At 34.1% G+C, this 15,249-nt stretch carries 16 protein-coding genes and 1 pseudogene; 16 read left to right on the top strand and 1 reads right to left on the bottom strand.

Annotation, left to right across the window (positions count from 1 at the left end; genetic code table 11):
* Window positions 1-611 precede the first annotated feature (611 nt).
* From NPA36_RS08505 to NPA36_RS08460, 10 genes and pseudogenes are all read left to right on the top strand, one after another.
* A pseudogene (locus NPA36_RS08505) lies at window positions 612-816 on the top strand (helix-turn-helix domain-containing protein); the annotation flags it as partial.
* 113 nt (window positions 817-929) lie between these two features.
* On the top strand, window positions 930-2,732 hold the full coding sequence (locus NPA36_RS08500; RefSeq protein ID WP_256945700.1) for an exonuclease domain-containing protein: 1,803 nt from the start codon (window positions 930-932) through the stop codon (window positions 2,730-2,732).
* Window positions 2,733-2,995: 263 nt separating this feature from the next.
* Window positions 2,996-4,009: a hypothetical protein gene (locus NPA36_RS08495; protein ID WP_256945699.1), complete on the top strand. Its 1,014-nt coding sequence runs from the start codon at window positions 2,996-2,998 to the stop codon at window positions 4,007-4,009.
* Complete coding sequence (locus tag NPA36_RS08490) at window positions 3,999-4,187, top strand: hypothetical protein (protein ID WP_256945698.1); 189 nt, start codon at window positions 3,999-4,001, stop codon at window positions 4,185-4,187. Before NPA36_RS08495 ends, NPA36_RS08490 begins: the two co-directional genes overlap by 11 nt.
* A 255-nt stretch (window positions 4,188-4,442) precedes the next feature.
* Complete coding sequence (locus tag NPA36_RS08485; RefSeq protein WP_256945697.1) at window positions 4,443-5,033, top strand: type IV toxin-antitoxin system AbiEi family antitoxin domain-containing protein; 591 nt, start codon at window positions 4,443-4,445, stop codon at window positions 5,031-5,033.
* A complete protein-coding gene (locus tag NPA36_RS08480; RefSeq protein WP_256945696.1) occupies window positions 5,030-5,884 on the top strand; it encodes a nucleotidyl transferase AbiEii/AbiGii toxin family protein in 855 nt (284 codons plus the stop codon). Before NPA36_RS08485 ends, NPA36_RS08480 begins: the two co-directional genes overlap by 4 nt.
* Window positions 5,885-6,387: 503 nt before the next feature.
* On the top strand, window positions 6,388-7,989 hold the full coding sequence (locus tag NPA36_RS08475) for an ATP-binding cassette domain-containing protein (RefSeq protein WP_256945695.1): 1,602 nt from the start codon (window positions 6,388-6,390) through the stop codon (window positions 7,987-7,989).
* A 350-nt stretch (window positions 7,990-8,339) separates the two neighbouring features.
* Entirely contained in the window at window positions 8,340-8,906 is a 567-nt protein-coding gene (locus NPA36_RS08470) for an NADP-dependent oxidoreductase (RefSeq protein ID WP_256945694.1), read from the top strand.
* 11 nt (window positions 8,907-8,917) lie between these two features.
* Entirely contained in the window at window positions 8,918-9,271 is a 354-nt protein-coding gene (locus NPA36_RS08465; RefSeq protein ID WP_256945693.1) for a zinc-binding dehydrogenase, read from the top strand.
* An 85-nt stretch (window positions 9,272-9,356) separates the two neighbouring features.
* Window positions 9,357-10,082: a dihydrofolate reductase family protein gene (locus NPA36_RS08460; protein ID WP_256945692.1), complete on the top strand. Its 726-nt coding sequence runs from the start codon at window positions 9,357-9,359 to the stop codon at window positions 10,080-10,082.
* Window positions 10,083-10,355: 273 nt separating this feature from the next.
* Here NPA36_RS08460 and NPA36_RS08455 read toward each other — a convergent pair whose 3' ends face one another.
* Window positions 10,356-10,889 carry a TetR/AcrR family transcriptional regulator C-terminal domain-containing protein gene (locus NPA36_RS08455; RefSeq protein ID WP_256945691.1) on the bottom strand — a complete coding sequence of 178 codons (534 nt, stop codon included), beginning with the start codon at window positions 10,887-10,889 and terminating at the stop codon, window positions 10,356-10,358.
* Between the two features lie 117 nt (window positions 10,890-11,006).
* On the opposite strand from NPA36_RS08455, the gene NPA36_RS08450 reads away from it, so the two are divergent.
* From NPA36_RS08450 to NPA36_RS08425, 6 genes are all read left to right on the top strand, one after another.
* Window positions 11,007-11,753 carry an SDR family NAD(P)-dependent oxidoreductase gene (locus NPA36_RS08450; RefSeq protein WP_256945690.1) on the top strand — a complete coding sequence of 249 codons (747 nt, stop codon included), beginning with the start codon at window positions 11,007-11,009 and terminating at the stop codon, window positions 11,751-11,753.
* A 41-nt stretch (window positions 11,754-11,794) separates the two neighbouring features.
* Window positions 11,795-12,259: a nuclear transport factor 2 family protein gene (locus tag NPA36_RS08445; protein WP_256945689.1), complete on the top strand. Its 465-nt coding sequence runs from the start codon at window positions 11,795-11,797 to the stop codon at window positions 12,257-12,259.
* A 369-nt stretch (window positions 12,260-12,628) separates the two neighbouring features.
* On the top strand, window positions 12,629-13,225 hold the full coding sequence (locus NPA36_RS08440) for a plasmid pRiA4b ORF-3 family protein (RefSeq protein ID WP_256945702.1): 597 nt from the start codon (window positions 12,629-12,631) through the stop codon (window positions 13,223-13,225).
* Between the two features lie 20 nt (window positions 13,226-13,245).
* A complete protein-coding gene (locus NPA36_RS08435; protein ID WP_256945688.1) occupies window positions 13,246-14,034 on the top strand; it encodes a hypothetical protein in 789 nt (262 codons plus the stop codon).
* Window positions 14,006-14,815, top strand: a complete 810-nt coding sequence (locus NPA36_RS08430; protein ID WP_256945687.1) for a hypothetical protein — start codon at window positions 14,006-14,008, stop codon at window positions 14,813-14,815. The genes NPA36_RS08435 and NPA36_RS08430 overlap by 29 nt, the downstream gene beginning before the upstream one ends.
* A gap of 8 nt (window positions 14,816-14,823) precedes the next feature.
* Complete coding sequence (locus NPA36_RS08425; protein ID WP_256945686.1) at window positions 14,824-15,225, top strand: HIRAN domain-containing protein; 402 nt, start codon at window positions 14,824-14,826, stop codon at window positions 15,223-15,225.
* The last annotated feature ends 24 nt before the right edge of the window (window positions 15,226-15,249 follow it).

The raw sequence follows: 15,249 nt of genomic DNA, 5'->3' as shown, positions 1-15,249 counted from the left end.
ATCAGAAATTTTTGTGTCGGATTCATAAAGGTTTTAAAGAAATACAAGATACATTAGAATCAATGTTTTAACTTAACCGACAGAATGGTTTTTTCCATTTACACATAATTCTTGACGCAACCATAATGTTATTCAAGTAGAAGAACATTTGCTATCCGCTGATAAATATGAAGCTATTGCTTCGCAGATAATGGAAATGTAATAAAAATGAGCAGGTGGTAAATACCACTTGCCGGTATTTATTAGAAACAATGAGAGCAGCTCAAAACAAGTTCAAAACTAATTTAGACTATTATCGGATTAAATATGAGAATTAAGATTAAAGACTGCGAGTAGCGGTCTTTTTTTATGCGTATGAAAAGAATAGGAAAGAAGTTATAAGGAACGGGTTCAATTCTAAATTATAAAAAAGCCATTATTGAATCAAAGATATTGATGATTCATCATATATTGATCTTTGATAATTAATTCAAGTAGTAGGATAATGGAATTTTGTGTTGTGGAGGGAATAGTTTGATGCGACTTTAGCGGAGAATATTATAAAAAACATTACATATATTAATCAAATAGTTTATAATATTATTAGTATAAACACAGAAGTTTTACATGATATGGTTAAGCAGTTGTATAAACATATGAATATAACCTTGTTCTGAACTTGACAGATGTATTGACTAGATGTCACAGAATTTTACTAAGAAATTAAGCTGTAAAACTACTACCTTGGATGAAATAAAGACAATAGCTGATGTTTTGGGTATTAAGTTTGAACAGGCTTTTATTTTAACTAACGGAAATGAAATACAAACTGGAAATATAGGAGACATTATCCTTTTAAAAGAAAAATTAATTATTTTTGTGGTATTAATAGGTATAACATCAAAATGTCATAAAAATACATGTAAAAATTATTTGGGAGATAAAAGCCGATGGGATTATTTGATTTCTTAAAGAAAAGACAAAAAAAGATTAATAAACAAGTCGATTATATGCAGCCTTCTAGTCCGTTTCGTGCTGGGAAAGCTTATTCAGAGAAAATTAAAGTGGACATATTAAATGTAGATGGAATACGTAGAAAGTATATTGCTTTTGATGTGGAAACAACTGGCCTAAATCCTTCTTTAGATAGAATTATAGAAGTGGGTGCAGTTCTATTTGAAGAAGGTATTCAAACAAAGTCATTTAGTACTCGTGTTAATCCAAAAGTTAGGATCTCACCTTCAGCTTCAGCTATAAACAATATAACAAATGATATGATAAAGTCGGCCCCAAATGAGCAGGAAGTATACTCACAGTTGGTAAAATTTTTGGGGGATGCACTAGATGGAGAGACTATCATGTGTGCTCACAATGCTAGTTTTGATTTTAGCTTTTTGAATAATACATTTTCGAGGCTAGGGTATGATGCGAAGATAAAATATGTTGATACCCTTAGTCTCTCAAGAAAATATATAAAAGGAATTGTGAATTATAAACAAGAAACTCTAGAAAAATATTTCGGATTAAAAAATGCTGCTGCTCATAGTGCTAAATCAGATGCAGAAATATGTGGAAAGATTCTAAATAGTGTTTTAGATATTATGGAGGAGTCTTGGCAAGAACAAAAAAAGAAAATAGAAAAGATGGTTCCCGATAAACATGAACTCGAAGTTTGTGCTTTTATTCAAAATATTATTATGAGAAAAGGAGGCGAAGTTAGGTGGATCAGATATAGAAAAAATAGTAATAACTATGTTGATGTAACTTGTCTATATACATTTCTAAAATTTAAGTTTGCAAAAAAAGGAAGTTACATCATTGTTAGAAATGAAGCTGCAAATGAAATTAATTTGCCTGTAGAACCTTGCACTGTAAGTGAGGGAGGTACAACAAACGTACGAATATATTTTACTTGCCCATTTGATTTAGAGCCTCTTTCAAATTATATTTATGCTGCTTATTCTGATTCTTACAATTCTATGAAAGAATATATAAGCTTGAGTGATTATTTTAGGAATGAAGCAGAACAAAGCATGAATATTTTGAAGGCGATTTCGAATTCAGATATGGAAGATTTATTACTTGATGCAAAAAATAAGGAGTATGATTATACAGGGATATCTCTAAATATTGAACAAGTAATATCTAGAGAAGATGTTGTCATTGATGGACACCATAATCGAGTTCCATTAAATAAGATACGAAATATAGGAGATTGGGAGAAAGGATTTGATTTAGGTTATCCATATTGGGAACGTGGAGAAGCGGCAAGAAAAAGTGGTAAAATAGATGAAGCTATTTTTCTTTTTGATAAAGCTAGATATAACGGATATGATGCTCCAGTACTATATGATTCTTATGCTAAAGCTTATCGTAAAAATAAGGATTATGATAATGAAATTCTTATCCTTGAAGAAGGAATACTACGTAAAACGAATCATGATATTGGTACTTTAGAAGCACGTAGGAATAAGGCAATAAAGTTATTATTTGCCAAACAAGAGGCTAACAAAATGGCTAAGGAGAAAGCTGATTTGCGAATGCCAAATAAAAAAGAGAGTGATACTATTGTATTTGGCAAAAAGCGTGGACGACAGATTCTCCAAATGACTGATGATGGAACAATAATAAAAGAATTTGAAACAATTGCATCTGCTGTAAGAGAAGTTGGTGTTAACTCCAAAAGTATCAGGGATGCGGCTAATGGAGTTCAGAAACATGCTGGAGGGTACTGTTGGAAATTTAAGGACTAGCAGATGATTTATGAGGATTTTGGATTACGAATATCTTCGCATAGTATGCCCATTTGATAAAATAGATTTTATCAAATTATTTCTTTGACTGCTTAATTCTTATCTCAATCCATATGGAAACGGTTGTTTTAATATTGAAAGTTTGTGAAATATTTTATTTTGTAGGTATTTCAGTTATTGAACTATAGGCGTGAATTTGTCATCATAGAAAAATCGACTAAATTTACAATAATAATATAAAATTTGTGGAAGGAACATTGAATATGGAAGATATAATTTATATTGATCCAGAAGATATAGAGATTATTAATGCAGATGAATACAATTATGATATTCTTGAACATTTTACTAACCTACCTGAAGTAGCGAAACCTTTTATTAGAGGCACTAAGGAAGTTTTCAGCAAAATCGAGAAGATGCTATATTCTGCACCGGCATTAATTGATGTGTTCAAAGCTATCGTACCAAAGCAGGAATTTCAGGCAATTTTAACAGATGAGCAGAAGGGAAAACTTGCTAGTGGTGCACTAAAGTTGATGACTAAAAAGGACGGTACCTTGATGGCAAATCTTGTAAATCCGGAAACAAATAAGATTGTCTCTACGATTTCATTAGAAGGTGTCAAGTTATCTCCGGAGATAACACAAGCAATGACAGATTATACAACTCAAATGCAAATAGCTCAAATAGCAGAGCAAATTCAAGAGGTACAGCTTTGCATAGAAGAGGTAAGGCAAGGTCAGGAATACGATAGACTTGCTACTGCCTATAGTTGTCAGCAGAAATTATTACAGGCAGCACAAATAAAAAATCCGCATTTAAAAGAAGATGCATTATTGAAAATTGCCTTTGATGCAGAAGATAGCAGAAATCTATTGATGCAGAGTCAGAATGCAAATTTAGCTTTTATAAAGGAGCAACCTGAGTCATTCTGGGGTAAGTTGATTTCAGGTGCAACACCTGAAAAAATTGAACATCGTATACGTGAAATAAGAGAAAGCTTATCTGCTGTTAATCTGGTATCATTGGCACAAGCTATGGCTTATCAAGAAATGGGCGAAACAGCCTCAGCAAGGCAAAGTCTGCAGTATTATGCAGTATACTTACAAAAGGCGTACTTGGAGGATGAAGGGTTGGTTCAAAGGTTAGATTTAATTGACCCATCACCTGAGAATTATTGGTCAAAGACATTGCCGGAGTTAAAGAAAAGGATTAATGCACTTCCTTGCTTTGAGGAAATGTTACTATTGGGAGGAGTAGAAAAAGATGAAAAATAATGTATGTAAGAAGTGCCAGAAACCACTTCCAGAAGGATATAAGCATAAAAAATGTGAGTCTTGTAGAAATGCTAAAGCTCAAGATATAAAAAAAGGAATACAAGCAGCTATGGGGGTTGCTAGTACGGTTGTGGGCATTGTATTTGTTATAGCTAAACAGGGAAAAAATAAACTCTAAAACATAACGTAGAAAACCATTAACTAAATTGGAAATATTATTTTATCTTTCTTCATATTTGAATCCTTTATATTGGTCTTGGATAAGCTATCCGAGTACTAATATAAAGGATTTTTGTGTAATAGAATCGATAGATGTTTTAACGAAATACTAGTGACACAGTTAAGAAAACTCAAACAAATAGATAAACTTCCAACTAACCTACTTTTATACTATAATACACTATATAAGTTAGCATGAAAGTAGGTGATAATTGTGAATCAAAAAGAGCGTGTTCTAGAGATTGCAAAACAAAACGATGGAATAGTCCTTGCTAGTCAATTAAAAAAAGCTAATATTGGTCGCTGGACTCTAAGTGAGTTAGAAAAAGATGGAAAATTACAATTGGTTCAACGTGGAATTTATGTAACTGAAGATGGATATCTAGATGATTTCTTTTTGCTTCAGCAAAAGTATAAAAAAGGTATTTTTTCTCATGAAACTGCACTTTTCTTACACGGCTTATCTGATAGAGCTCCTATCCAATTTGTGATGACTTTTCTCAGAGGAACTTCCACTTCGAGAATGAAAGAGGATAATGTTAGACCAGTCGTTTCATCTATTGAATTTGAGTTAGGTGTGATGGACTTACAACGTTCACCATCTAATACCATTCAGGTTTATGATGTTGAAAGAACGCTTGTTGATTTGTTAAAGTCTAGATATGATGCAGACAAGGAACAACTGATACCAGCATTTAAAAAATATGCCTTAAGAAATGATAAAGATATTAATAAATTGTATCGATATGCAACTATTTTTGGAGTTGAAGATAAAGTACATAATTATATGGAGGTATTGCTGTGATATTTAAAAATGCCATGAGTTTTAAGTCCAAAATTAAAGAAATTGCTATTGAAAAGGGCATTTCGACACAACAGGTGCAGCAAAATTATTTGATTGAAGCCTTTTTAATCAAACTTTCTAAATCTAGTTATCGAAATAACTTCATTATTAAAGGGGGTTATTTAATTGGTGGAATAGTTGGACTGGATAATAGGGCAACTATGGACTTGGATACAACAGTTAAGGGGTTTGATTTAACCATAAATAACCTATCAAAAATTGCAAGACTCATTGTCAAAGTTCCGACTGAAGAGTCTTTTGAGTTTGAATTTGAAGGTGTTGAGGAGATTAGGAAAATAGATACCTACCCTGGATATAGAATAAAAATGATTGCTAGTTTTGAAAAGATAAGAGAAGTTGTTACTGTTGATGTTACGAGTGGTGATGCAATTACTCCAAAAGAAATTGATTTTAATTTTAGAATGATTTTTAGTGATGAAAAAATAGAGTTATTATCATATCCAATTGAGACGATTCTTGCTGAAAAAATTGAAACTATTCTTTCTAGGGGTGTTGGGACAACACGACCGCGTGATTATTACGATGTATACATTCTCTATAAGTTGAAATTGGATGTGATTCATTATGGAGTTTTAAAAGATGCTCTATTTAACACTAAAGGTAAACGTCAATCTATTTTTAAATTTTCAGAGTCAAATGATATTTTAGGAGCAATTAGGAATTCAACATTTCAACAACAATTATGGGCGAAGTATCAAAGTCAATATGTATATGCTAAAGAGTTGAGCTTTGATGAAGTATTAGATTCGTTTACACATTTGGTAAGTGAAATTGATATACTTAGTATATAACAAGGATTATATTACTTAGAAAAAGCCAAATAAAGTGGTGATTTCCTATTAACCTAAGAAGAAAAGGCACAATATAAGTCATGATTGTGTAAATAACTATATGAAATTAGCTATGAGTTCAGATGAGGAAATTTCTTATTTTGAAGATAAATTGATGAAATATAATAAAGAATGCGTAGAAGATTTACAAAAAGAAAATTATATATAGTACAGTTATGCGGTTAAGGAAGAAGATTTAGTCATAGCAGCATACTCTGTAATTTGGGGAATTTTATATATCGATACCTGATGGATTGATGAGAAATATAGGTGACAAGGTGTTGCTAAAAAGCCTTTAAATAAAGTGACTGAAGATGGAGAAAACGATAGTTGTTATATTACTCATATGAGGACTTTTTTATAACTCTATTTAGGATAAGATATTTTTTATAAGCATTGTGAAAATATAAATAGTTTTAGACAAGAAGTGTGTATTGTCAGAATACAAGGAGAAAAATAATTATATGAAAAATGAGATATGGAAGAAATTCAAGAAAAATTTAATGTTTTATTCCTTGATTGGGATAGTTGTTGCATTATTAAAATCAATTAATACATTTTATTTTCAAAAATTATTAGATTCATATAATTTGACGTTTGATCCACTAATCATATGTTTGTACGGTATAACGCTTATTTTGATCCCAATTCTTTCTTATTTAGAGCAGAATCCAAGAACAAGACTTTATTATGGGATTTATTTTTTTCTAAAACAATGTTCTCTAGAAAAAATCAGTAGAATTTCTTATATAAATTATACCCAACTTAATTCAGGGAAACTATTACAAAAAATAGAAGTGGGTGCTTCTGCAGGAAGAAATGTTTATTTAAATTTTTATGCTAGACTTATCAGAGAGCTTTTACCAGAAACTATATTTACTTTATTTTTTATTGCTCTGATAGATAGTAAATTACTTATACCTATTGCTATTGGATATGTAATTGTCTTTTTCCTTACGAAGTTTTTATTGAACGTGTTGCAATCTCTAAAAGAAAGCTCATTGATCTCAGAAGAGAGGATGAATCATACACTTATCCGTGGCATAACTGAGATGGTTACTTTTAGAATAAATAAACTATATCAACGAGAAATAGCCGATTATGAGCAAATGTCCGATACGACAACATCGGGCTTGACGCGCATGACGATGATTCATGAACTATTTTTTGCAGTTTTTGCACTTTTAGTTGCCATTATAAAAGTTGTCACAGTAGGATTCTTTTTCTTGGGTTATATAAATGTTAGCTTAGGAAGCTTAGTTGCTCTTCTTATATATGTAGACCGTATTTATAATCCAATAGCAATTTTTAATGTCATTTTTGTCCAATATAATTTAGACTTAATTTCATTTAAACGATTGAAGGAATTTTTTGATATGGCTGATGACCCTCAGTTAGAATTAGGAAAAAAAGTTAATAGAATTTCAAATGTAACACTCTCTGAACTTAGCCTAGATGTTGGAAATAAAGTTATTTTATCTGATTTTAACTACTCTTTTGAGTCGGATACAATTTATGGTCTTGTAGGAACAAGTGGTTCAGGTAAATCAACACTAGTAAAAACAATACTCGGCTTATTAAAACCATCTATGGGAAAGATTTATTTGGATGGAGTAGATTTTTCAACTATTAAACTAAATGATTTTTACAATCAAGTCTTTTATCTATCGCAAGAGAGTCCAATTTTTCCAGGAACATTAAGAGAAAATATTATTTTTGACAAGCAAGTGAGTGATGAATCTGTTATAGATGCATTGAAACGATCCCAGTTATTAAAATTTTACGAAGAGCTGCCATATGGGCTAGATACGAAAATAAATAATGCAACTGTTTCAGGTGGAGAAAAACAGAGAATTGCATTTGCGAGAATGTTTTTTACTGATGCGACGATTATTATCTTAGATGAAGCAACATCAGCTTTGGACGAAGGTACAGAGAATCTTATTTTGAAAGAAATAACTACTCTACTTAGCAATAAAGTGACGATTATGATTACACATCGACCAAGTAATTTGGTTTATGTAGATGAGGTGATTGACCTAAATAAGGCTGAAATGTTTAACTAATAAATGTAGTAAATCGGAGTATTTACGTAAGTACATGAAATGATGCACCATATAGAAATTTTTTGACTTCTATACTTGTAGAAAATTTATCCAGAGAAGTTCTTGTAATTAATATCCAGGTGGCACACCCAATCCGAACAGTATTCAAACAATGCTTGAAAAGAGTGAAAGTGATTCACTCTTTTTTGCACTGTCAAGCAAAGAGAAGCAGAAAACAACCCATAAGGTCACTGTTAACTAGCTTCATAACAAAGGGATTGATAAACTTTGTCGCATCTTATTAGTTCAATTCAGACAGTAAAACAAAAAAGTGCTAAAATTGACTTATCAAATAATGGAGGCGATATATCATGAGAACACAAGCAGTGATATTATCTAACTATGGAGGACCAGAGAATTTTAAGGATGACGTGATAGACTTACCAAACGTTCAGGAAGATGAAGTATTAATCAAAGTAAAAGCAACATCGTTTAACCCGGCTGATAAATGGGTACGTACAGGCGCGATGTTAGATTTTTACCCAATGGATTGTCCGATTGTTTTGGGCTGGGATTTTGCTGGTGAGATTATAGAAGTTGGAGCTGACAGTGCTGAATGGGCTGTTGGGGATAGTGTTTTTGGACGGCTACATGCACAAAAATTTGGTAGTTATGCGCACCATGTGATTGTGAATAAGAAGTATTTAGCCAAAAAACCAAAGAATTTAGATTATCCACAAGCTGCAGCATTGGCTTTGATTGGAACGACAGCCTATCAAGCATTGTTTGATCACGCAGGTTTACAAACAGGTGAGGTTGTATTGATTCATGGGGGTGCCGGTGGGGTTGGTAATATGGCTGTTCAGCTGGCGAAATATACAGGAGCAACTGTCATTGCTACGGCAGGAACAAGTGACCTGGCTAAGTACAAAATCTAGGAGCTAGTTCTGTGATTGATTACAAGACACAAGATTTCCGTCATCTTGTATCACAAGTCGATGTCGTCATTGATACGGTAGGAGGAGCAACTCTGGCTAATAGTATAGAGGTAGTCAAGAATGGTGGGCGTTTGATTTCTGTTGCTGAAGTTCTTACTGAAGAACTGTTAGAAAAAGCTAACAGCAAAGGGATAAGTGCTGAGTTTATTACAGCTCAAAATAATCCAGAGCAACTAGAACATTTAGCTGATTTAGTAGTAAATGGAGAACTTCAAGTACCTATTGCCCGCAAGTTACAATTAAACCGAGAAAATGTAGCAGCTACGCATTATCAGGCAAAAGGTAAGATTGTTTTTATTCCATAGTAATTTGTTACTACAGTCAGGTGTTAAACAAATAGTAGCTAAGTGTAGTTTTAAATGATTTTTGAAGGAAAGGGGAGAAAAAGGAATGACAGAATATAGTGTTTATTGCCATATGGCGACAAGTATTGACGGAAAAGTGACAGGTGAATATTTACTTGATTCAAGATTTGCACCGTTTGATACAGATTGGAATACCATTTTTCATAAACTAAATAGTAAGATGAAAAATTGGATTGCTGGACGCGTCTCGTTTGACGAGATTATCCCAAAAGTTGACTTAGATTTGTCTGATTTCATTGGGAAAACAGTTAATCGTAATGATTATATGGGTGACTATCAAAATGGTGATAAGGTAGCTATTGCATTAGATCCAGATGGGAAATTGTCTTGGAGCAAGAGTCGCATTGGTGACGAGTATCCCGAATTAAAGGGAGATCATATTGTTACTATCCTAAGTGAGTCGGTGAGTGATGCTTATCTTTTATATTTACAAAGTATAGGAGTATCTTATGTTTTTGCAGGACAAAAAAACCCTCTTTCAATGAAACTTGCTTTAGATAAGTTACACCAACTGTTTGGTATTACAGAGTTTTTATTAGTAGGCGGAGGTATCATTAATGGTAGTTTTATGCAAGAGGGATTGATAGATACGATTAGTCTCATACAGGCACCATTGGTGGAGAGCCAGTCAGATAGTGTGTCATTATTTCAAGCCAATCAAAGTACCCAGCCATTACCGCAATACAAAGTGACCAAAAATGAGTTATTACCAACAGGGGCTCTGTATCTGATTTATGAAAAAGTAGAGTGATGACATGACAAGTTTATTCAAATCTGTTCGCTTTTCGCCCAACTCATACAAAGCTTATGAGATAGTTGTATCTTGTAGTCTTTTCCGAAGAGGAGTGAATACCATTTTAGTTATTGTTAATGCGGGCATGGAAGAAGTCAGTAGATTTTTTAACGATATATGGTACTAAGGTCTTGCTTGGTATGCTGTACATTAAGTGTTTTGAAAGAACAAGTATTGTTGGTTATCTTGCGATGGATAATCGTATGCAATCTAAGGGCTGTGGTTCACAGCTTAACTATCTAGGATAATGTTTAGAGCCTCTGGAAAACTGAGAAGTAAATGTTGGGTTAATTCCTCAGGTGTCTCTTGTAAGTTGCGCTCAAACCAATTGATAACAACTCGGATATTCCCTGCACAAATTGAAGTGATTAGGTCTTTTTCTAGTGGTGTTAGTTGAGTCTTATTTATTTTTTGAAGATAAATCCGACTAGTGAAGTCATAGCAATAATGGTATAAAAATTCCGAGAAGGTGTTCTGTCCTTTCGTCTTAAATGCCTGTTGGAAGTAGTCAGCGTGTTGAGATAAAAAAGTGAGTGTCAGCTGGATCAAGTCGGTCCAGCTATCTTTTTGACTATCGTATTGTAGGGAGTCAAAAAAGTTTTGATAGTAACTATTCATGAGGTCATATTTATCTTGAAAGTGACGATAAAAGGTTGAGCGAGAAACACCACTATCTTGTAAAATTGACTCTACACGGATATCTTCAAAGGATTTTTGAGATAGTAAACGGTAAAAGCTTTCTAATATCATTTTTTTAGTTTCCATAGCATCTCCATGAAATAGTTTATTAGTTTTGTATCATTTGAAACAAAATGACTATTTTGTTTCTGTACAGTAGTTGTATTCTTGACTATCATTATATCAGAAAAGGAGGAGTGTACTATGTCTGAAAATCAAATTATCATTGTTACAGGCAGTGCACAAGGTATTGGTTTTGCTGTTGCTCAAAAAATAGTTGAGGCAGGGAGCCAAGTTATTATTGCTGATTTTAATGAAGAGGCAGGTCAAGGAGCCGTAAAAAAGCTAGGAACTCGCGCTCATTTTAAACGTTTGAATGTTTCCTCAAAAGAAAACTGGGAGCAGTTATTCGACGATGTCATCGCAGAATTTGGTCGAGTTGATGGTCTTGTTAATAGTGCAGGGATTACAGGTGGATCTGATGATGTAGAACATGAGGCATTGGATGATTGGGACTTGGTGTTTGATGTCAATGTTAAGGGGACTTTTCTTGGAAGCCAACAAGCTATGAAACATATGGTCCATGGTGGAGCTATTGTTAATATTTCCTCAATGGCAGGTCTTTATGCAGAACCAGTTGCGGTAGCTTACAGCGCTTCAAAAGGTGCTGTTCGGATGTTGACGAAACATTCAGCCCTTTATGGTGCAACTAAAGAGCATCCAATCCGTGTTAATACGGTCTATCCAGGTTCTACTAAAACTCCTATGGTAGAAGAGATTACTCGTTTACAACCTGAAGTCATGCAGGCTCAACTCAATAAAGTACCGCTTAAAGAATTTGCAGATCCAATGGATATTGCAAACATGGTTTATTACCTAATTAGTGACCAAGCTCGTTACATTACAGGTGGTGACTTTGTGGTCGATGGCGGGATGTCAGCAGGATTTTAAGCTGATTTATATAAAATAAGGAATAGAAAGTGGAATGCAATATGACAGAACAAAATGTAGCAAATTTTATGGTTGAAACAACCGATCGCCGTGAAATTCGTGAATTAGTAGATAACTATGCCTTTTATGCAGATTCGTGTGAAGTTCAGAAACAGGCAGATTTATTTACGGAAGATATAGTCTATACGGTGGATTATTTAGACAATCCAGAAGCTAAACAGACAATCGTTGGTAAAGAAAACTTGCTTCCACTTTTTGAGAGTCTAACGACCTATCATACAAAAACACACTTTAATGGACAGACTAAAATCACAACATTGGCAGAAACAGAAGCGACAGGTGTAGCCTACTGTATGGCTCATCATATCAGCTTTGATGAAAATGGGAAGCAAAACAATATGGTGGCCTCTATCCGTTATGATGACAAATATATCAAACAAGATGGAAAATGGCTTTTTGCCGAACGCTATCTAACAATTAATTGGGTAGAAAACCGTTCGTTTTAAAACATTATTGAAAACCTGGCATTTCTAATTACGGAAATGCTAGGTTTTTATTTAGTTGAGTCAAGGATAAATTGTTTGTCTAACTTTCTAATCTTTTTGTATGCAATTTTAAAAACTATGAATAATCTAGGTGTAAGTAGAAATATAAAGGATTAAAAATAGAGTGACACGTGAAGAAATTGGTTAAAGAGAGACTGATTTAATGAGAATAGCAACAACCAAAAGACCGTGACTAATCTAGTGCGGTCTTTTTTATATGGAGATGGTATAATAATGGTAATACTTAAAGGGTAACAAGATAATAGGACAACGAAAGAACAACTAATTCATTTGTACGCTATCGAGTGAAGATTATGATTAGGAGGAAGAATAAGGGCAGATGTTTATAAGTTTAAGATCAAGCTCCGTGGGTTAGAAGATAAAATATGGAGGGATATAGAAATCACGTCAGTATCTAGTGTTGCAAAACTGGGATATGCAATCCTAGCAGCATTTAGAACCGATGCGGGTCATTTGTTTTATATAGAGTTTAGAAACCAACGTTATGAGCTTATTTTCCCTGAATCTGAGCTTGGCCTGAATCTGCCAATTGACCCAAGTACGACAAAACTTTCCACTTTGAAGCTGACAGTTGGGGATAAATTGATGATGAAATATGACTATAGTGCAGGCTGGGAATTCGATATTGAACTACTATCCATCAGTAAAATGAAACCAAGCACAGGGTCACATTACCCATATATGACTGATGGACAAGGTCAAGGGATTATTGAAGACCTATTTCCTCATATACTTGCTGAAATGATAGAGAAGACAGATAGGGATGGTACTTTTCCAAAAATTGGGGACTCCTATTCTGGTGAAAAAGTGCCGTGGGATTATAGAGACTTCGATTTGAAACTTTCTAATGTTTATTTTAAAGACTCTGTAAGGTTTATAAAGGAAGCATATGAATGGGATGAATAAAAAAGGAAAGGTCTTAAATCATGACGGATATCATTCGCTTCACCTCCAAAAACAACCTTGAAAAAGAAATTGAAGAACTTCGTATTGAGATTTCCATGGCTATTCTGGAACATGATGAGCTGCTTCATATCCATTGTAAAAATATAGAGGCGGCTTATTTTCTAGCATTCGGTTCCTTGGAATTACAAATCTATCAAGTGGAAATGGAGTGGTTACGTCTCCGACGCAAATTGGAACTCCTAATTGCAGCTAGAAATCATAAACTAGCCCCTGACCTAGTTACTATTGAAGAACAATTAGACCAAGAGTTTTTAGATTACCAAGAGAAACTTGATGAGATGTTCCGTAAGATGAATGAAGCGCTGGAACGTTCTGAGATGGGCGTGTTATCAGAGGAAGAAAGTCAGAAACATAAACAACTCTATCGTCAGATTGTCAAACAGCTTCATCCTGACCTCAACCCCAATATTTCTGAAGCACAGGAGCAGCTCTTTTTTAAAGCAGTCGAGGCTTATGAAAAAGGAATGACGGAGGTTCTAGAAATGATTGCTGAAACCGTGAGTAGCCCAACGACTGAAACGTTACCTATTAAAGATTCTCTGATGGACGAGAAAAAGCGTCTTGAAGCCATTGTAAAGAAAATTCAAAATCAGATTGCCAATATAAAAAGAGACTTTCCTTATCTTTTCAAAGAATTTATGAAAGACGAAGAGACTAGGATGGTTCATCGTGAAGAACTTGAGCAAGAGCTTGATTACTACAAGGAAGGAATTAAGCAATATGAAACGGCCATATCATACTATCTCTGAAATCACACAAAAACTACGTGAAAATGACAAGTTAGTGGCTTGGTATGATGACGACTATGAAGAGAGCTTCCATAGGTATGACCGAACTCTAACAGTTATTGGTCTCTTAGCAACCAGCAATCATCTTGGTGAGGAATTTTGCAAGCTAACCTATTACCAAAGCCCGCCAACAGATAAGCCCATAGCAGAAGAAAACTTACCCATGTCCATGTCGGCAGAAGAGATGTATGTTTATATTTTGGAAAAAATGTACTCCGACCATTGGCTAGAACAAGCCGAATATTTTATTTCTGATAGGAGCTTCTTTGTAGATACTCCATTCGTTTCGCTGCATCTTTATCAGCAAAGTTCTAGAACTAGCCATTCCTTTCAGGTAAGAGTGGATGAGATGATTCCGAACTATATGACTACAAGTGGAGATGTACTTTCCACCAAGACAATCTTTGATTTGGCTATCTCTACGAAAACTTTAGAGGTTTATGAATGGTATGATTTGCAATTTGGAGTGAATCATAAGGATATGGACTTTTCTTTTGAAAAAAGTATGGTGGGTGAAACCTTATTCCTCACAAGCCATGATTCACATTGGTACCTAGCACTTAGTGGGATAGTTTCTGCTCAAGATGAATACGAGATTCAATTCATGCCCAAGAATAGAGGCCTTTCTTTCAGAGTCATAAGCCCAGATTGTCAACGAATTTGGGTTAAGCTAGGCTGGATAAAGATGACTAACCACAAGATAGATGATTGCTTACAAGCCTTAAGAAAATGGATAGGATAGGAGATAGTATGAACGAACTAAGTAAAGTGGACACTGGTAGTCTTATCACTCACAAGTATAAAAAAAGCAAAGAACTAGCTGACCTGAAACCATTTCAACGTGATATTCTTCTTTTTGATACCTATGTAGCTGGAACCTCACACGTCGAAGGAATTGAAGAGTTGGAACCATTTATTACTATTGGTGACCGGCTGGACTTTTTCCGTGATGCCGATAATGCACACGATAATAACGCTATTGAAGTTCGCAATAAAAACCATGTTAAGATTGGTTTTGTTCCGCAAAAGGATAATATCATCTTTGCAAGGCTAATGGATGCCGGAAAACTCCTCTATGGCAAAGTTACGTCAAAAGAACTTCAAGGACGCTGGGTTAAGATTGATATGGAGATTTATTTGCATGAAATCTAGAAACTAATGGAAAGATGAAAGGAA

Origin of the sequence: Granulicatella seriolae (assembly GCF_024543085.1) — a bacterium.
GTDB lineage: Bacteria > Bacillota > Bacilli > Lactobacillales > Aerococcaceae > Granulicatella > Granulicatella seriolae.
Note: the sequence above shows the minus strand (reverse complement) of the source record. Positions and strands in the feature narration are given on the sequence as shown.

Coding starts and splice junctions, on each gene's coding strand:
- NPA36_RS08500 (WP_256945700.1), top strand. CDS start 930: ATGGGATTATTTGATTTCTTAAAGAAAAGACAAAAAAAGATTAATAAA.
- NPA36_RS08475 (WP_256945695.1), top strand. CDS start 6,388: ATGAAAAATGAGATATGGAAGAAATTCAAGAAAAATTTAATGTTTTAT.
- NPA36_RS08460 (WP_256945692.1), top strand. CDS start 9,357: ATGACAGAATATAGTGTTTATTGCCATATGGCGACAAGTATTGACGGA.
- NPA36_RS08445 (WP_256945689.1), top strand. CDS start 11,795: ATGACAGAACAAAATGTAGCAAATTTTATGGTTGAAACAACCGATCGC.
- NPA36_RS08490 (WP_256945698.1), top strand. CDS start 3,999: ATGAAAAATAATGTATGTAAGAAGTGCCAGAAACCACTTCCAGAAGGA.
- NPA36_RS08470 (WP_256945694.1), top strand. CDS start 8,340: ATGAGAACACAAGCAGTGATATTATCTAACTATGGAGGACCAGAGAAT.
- NPA36_RS08455 (WP_256945691.1), bottom strand. CDS start 10,889: ATGGAAACTAAAAAAATGATATTAGAAAGCTTTTACCGTTTACTATCT.
- NPA36_RS08430 (WP_256945687.1), top strand. CDS start 14,006: ATGAAACGGCCATATCATACTATCTCTGAAATCACACAAAAACTACGT.
- NPA36_RS08495 (WP_256945699.1), top strand. CDS start 2,996: ATGGAAGATATAATTTATATTGATCCAGAAGATATAGAGATTATTAAT.
- NPA36_RS08425 (WP_256945686.1), top strand. CDS start 14,824: ATGAACGAACTAAGTAAAGTGGACACTGGTAGTCTTATCACTCACAAG.
- NPA36_RS08435 (WP_256945688.1), top strand. CDS start 13,246: ATGACGGATATCATTCGCTTCACCTCCAAAAACAACCTTGAAAAAGAA.
- NPA36_RS08450 (WP_256945690.1), top strand. CDS start 11,007: ATGTCTGAAAATCAAATTATCATTGTTACAGGCAGTGCACAAGGTATT.